Origin of the sequence: Campylobacter concisus UNSWCS, from assembly GCF_000466685.1 — a bacterium.
GTDB classification, from domain to species: Bacteria; Campylobacterota; Campylobacteria; order Campylobacterales; family Campylobacteraceae; genus Campylobacter_A; species Campylobacter_A concisus_A.
The window spans coordinates 1-3,147 of record NZ_ANNG01000108.1 but is presented as its reverse complement, the minus strand read 5'-3'; the positions used below and the strand labels follow the sequence as shown (position 1 = coordinate 3,147).

At 27.6% G+C, this 3,147-nt stretch carries 4 protein-coding genes; 1 reads left to right on the top strand and 3 read right to left on the bottom strand.

Going from position 1 to position 3,147, the window contains the following annotated elements; translation table 11 throughout:
- The first annotated feature begins 698 nt into the window (after positions 1–698).
- Complete coding sequence (locus UNSWCS_RS11035; protein ID WP_035144152.1) at positions 699–950, top strand: hypothetical protein; 252 nt, start codon at positions 699–701, stop codon at positions 948–950.
- A 43-nt stretch (positions 951–993) separates the two neighbouring features.
- Here UNSWCS_RS11035 and UNSWCS_RS11030 read toward each other — a convergent pair whose 3' ends face one another.
- The 3 genes from UNSWCS_RS11030 to UNSWCS_RS11020 all read right to left on the bottom strand — a co-directional run bounded on the left by UNSWCS_RS11030 (position 994) and on the right by UNSWCS_RS11020 (position 2,584).
- Positions 994–1,233 carry a hypothetical protein gene (locus tag UNSWCS_RS11030; RefSeq protein ID WP_035144150.1) on the bottom strand — a complete coding sequence of 80 codons (240 nt, stop codon included), beginning with the start codon at positions 1,231–1,233 and terminating at the stop codon, positions 994–996.
- Positions 1,234–1,443: 210 nt separating this feature from the next.
- Complete coding sequence (locus tag UNSWCS_RS11025) at positions 1,444–2,355, bottom strand: Abi family protein (RefSeq protein ID WP_021088550.1); 912 nt, start codon at positions 2,353–2,355, stop codon at positions 1,444–1,446.
- Positions 2,356–2,368: 13 nt separating this feature from the next.
- Positions 2,369–2,584: a hypothetical protein gene (locus UNSWCS_RS11020; RefSeq protein WP_021088548.1), complete on the bottom strand. Its 216-nt coding sequence runs from the start codon at positions 2,582–2,584 to the stop codon at positions 2,369–2,371.
- Positions 2,585–3,147: the final 563 nt, after the last annotated feature.

The following is a 3,147-nucleotide window of genomic DNA, read 5'->3' as shown; positions in this document are numbered from 1 at the left end:
CTTCGTTTCCCAATTCAGTAAGATCTTTGGAAAATCCAATAGAAAATAAAACTACAAGTAAAACTAAAATTCTTTTCATTTTTTTTATCTCTTTAGTGCAAATTTTAATAAACAATATATTTACTTTTTTATACTTATATTGTTATTAATTTTTTAAGAAATAGTCCAGAATAAGCAAAATTTTCCTTGATTTTTAAGCAAAATTACCTATTTTAAGCTTTTGCCGTTAAAATTTTATTGCATTAATTATTTAGAGTAAGGTTGATTATTAAGTGTTGGATGTTTTACATAATTTATCATTCATATCCACTTTAGCAATATTATTATTGTTTTTTCATATTACATTACTTACAGAAATTTCTGTAAGAATACATATTAGCTTAGTATGTAAGTCGTCAATTATTCCGCCCAGCAAAAGACCCGTTTGGCTTTTTCAATTAACTTGGTAATGAAATCTTACTTTTCAATACAAGCATCACTCACACCTCCTTTTTTTACCGATGATCGATAAAAGGTGAAACTATTGCTTCAAAGGGTGGGTATGATACATAGTATAGAATAAATTTTATCCTACATTTTTTGTTCTTTTAAATTTTAATAAAAACACTTTTGTAAAAGATGTCCAATCTTACCTAATATGATCCCTATGTTAGCCTATTGCCATATGTTAAATTTAAAAACAAGCAAAGTACGATTTTTTGAAAAACAAGAAGATCAACGTTAAGCTAAAAGTACAAACAGCCGGTGAGGAAACATCGCAATTTGTAAGTTCTTTTATAGCCACTATGAAATCGGCCATAAATCCAAAAGGCCAAGAGTCGATGCTGCAAAAAGATATAAAAAGTATTCTTCAAATTTTGGCTAAAAATGCAAAAGATGATAACAAAAAACTCGTTAAGAAGGACGAAAGAGTAAAAGAGCATAGTAAAGAATTAGATATTGCTAAATAAGTTACTTTACAATAAATAACGGTATTTTATGATACAAAAGTATTTATAATATATAAGTATTACTATTTATAATATAAAAATGTTCTGTATCATAATTATTTTCATAAAAAGTTGTATATTTTTTTAGAAATTCGCGCTCGATCTCTTTTGGATCTTTGCCGGAATTTACTTCATTTTCTAAAAAGACAATTTCCTCTTTTCCAAATGCTCTAATGTTAATTTCTGTTTTTCCAATTTTTACAAACCTACTAAATGGAGAGTAGACATGAGATAAGATATCCATCGTCGGCACCGTATAAAGATTAAGGGTAAAGAAAGCTATACTTATCTTGGCATATATAATTGCAGTGAAATAAAATTATATTTTAATATATATAAATTATATAAAATTAGCTATAAAAAAAGGCAGTCTAAGGCATTATGCCGACTGCCTAAACAAATATGCAAAACACATATTTGTTTTTATCCTTGAACGAATTATACAAAAAAAACTTTATTTATTCCTTAAGATTCTGTATGTTGCTTTTTTAACAAATGTGTATCTTTTTAAAATCAGAGGCTCATTACTGAAGTATTCCGATCGCTCTTCACATCTTTCAAAATAAGTAACAATTTTTTTCATAAGTATTTTTTTGATTTCCGTATTGGGACATAACTTGGAAAAAACAAAAATTAAACAAAGAAAATCGTGTATTATAGGAATTTTAATTTCACTCCCTCTGCGAGATAAAATATCTTTCTCGTGCAAAAATTGTTTTAATGTTGTTGATGTCTTCATGCTTGTAGGCTGTATTGTTAATGTATGAAGTATACAACTATTGTGCGCTGCTATATTTCTTAGACTTTTTATAGCATATAAGTTAAAAGCCGATATTCTTTCTATATTGTATTTTGTTTTATAAAATTCATAAAATAAAATTAATTCGCCAAAATCTAATATTTCAACCAAAACCCAAACTGGCATATTGTTTCTGTATTTATCTAAAAGTGATTTTGAATAGACGCTGTATACTTCTTCATCATATCTATTTATGGCGGACGGAAGTCCGTGGTTATTAAAGTAGTCTTTAACGATGGCATATCCGTCATCTTCATTATTTTGACTACAGCTACGACAGATTAAAACTTTTACTAGGTGCTCGCATAAAAGCGATAGTTCAAGCACTAGCTCTCTAAAAGCAGTATCTAAAATACTAAATTTTCTAAGGTATGCAAATTCTAAAGATTCGTATTGATCATTGTTTTTCTTATAATTTTTCGCGAAGGATTTTACTTTGAAATAGTAGTTACTATATGTCAAGAAATCTCTTGCTCGCTCTTCTGAATATATACCAAATCCTATATTTTGTTTTTTCATGTGATCAACTTGTTGATCAATGGTAAATTTTATTTTCTGTTGTTGCATAAACCTTCCTTTTTTATTTTGTAAATTTATAACTTTTTATCTTTTCTTGTTTTCCATTAAAAAAATACAATAGAAACTTTGGTTGAGAACTTCCTTCTTCATAATTTGGGTTTTCAACCACAACAGCATTTAAATTTGCACCTATTCTACCAATAAGTATAGATTTGCCATCATTGCTTTCATTTTCCCAAAGTCCCGTTATAAGGGTATCTTTTGCTATTTCTTTCATTGTTTATCCTTTGTCAAAAAAAGTCTTTGCTAAATTAATATTAGCTAAAATTAAAATTAGCATTATATCATAAAATCTTTTTTTGTCAAGGGCTACAAAAATTCAATAAACCATAAGATACTTTAAACATTAAATAACTAAAAAATATTGATAAAGCAGTATTATGTTTTTTGACATTGCCTTACGTAGAATCTTAATAAAATTTAACTTATGTTAAATCAAATAGAAAGTTGTTTTACTAAAAAGTATGTTGTAATGAAAAATCTTACTTTTCAATATTAAAAGAGAGGAAAGCCCTAGTTTAGGGCTTTTTGGAATGGCATTTTTTAGTTTAAGGTTTATGAGCCGTAGACTCTAGTGAAACTTAAAGAGTGAGATGCCCTGTTTTAGGGGGGGTTGGGGTTTAAGGTTTTATACCTTCATTTTTTCTGCGATGATAGGCAATTTTTTATTTTTTTACAGACTTGTGCAATTTTTGCAAAGGACATCTCATGTTAATTAATTTTTAATAGCCTTTTTCGTTTAGCTTTCTGTAATTATCACATCCTAACTGAAGTCCTAAA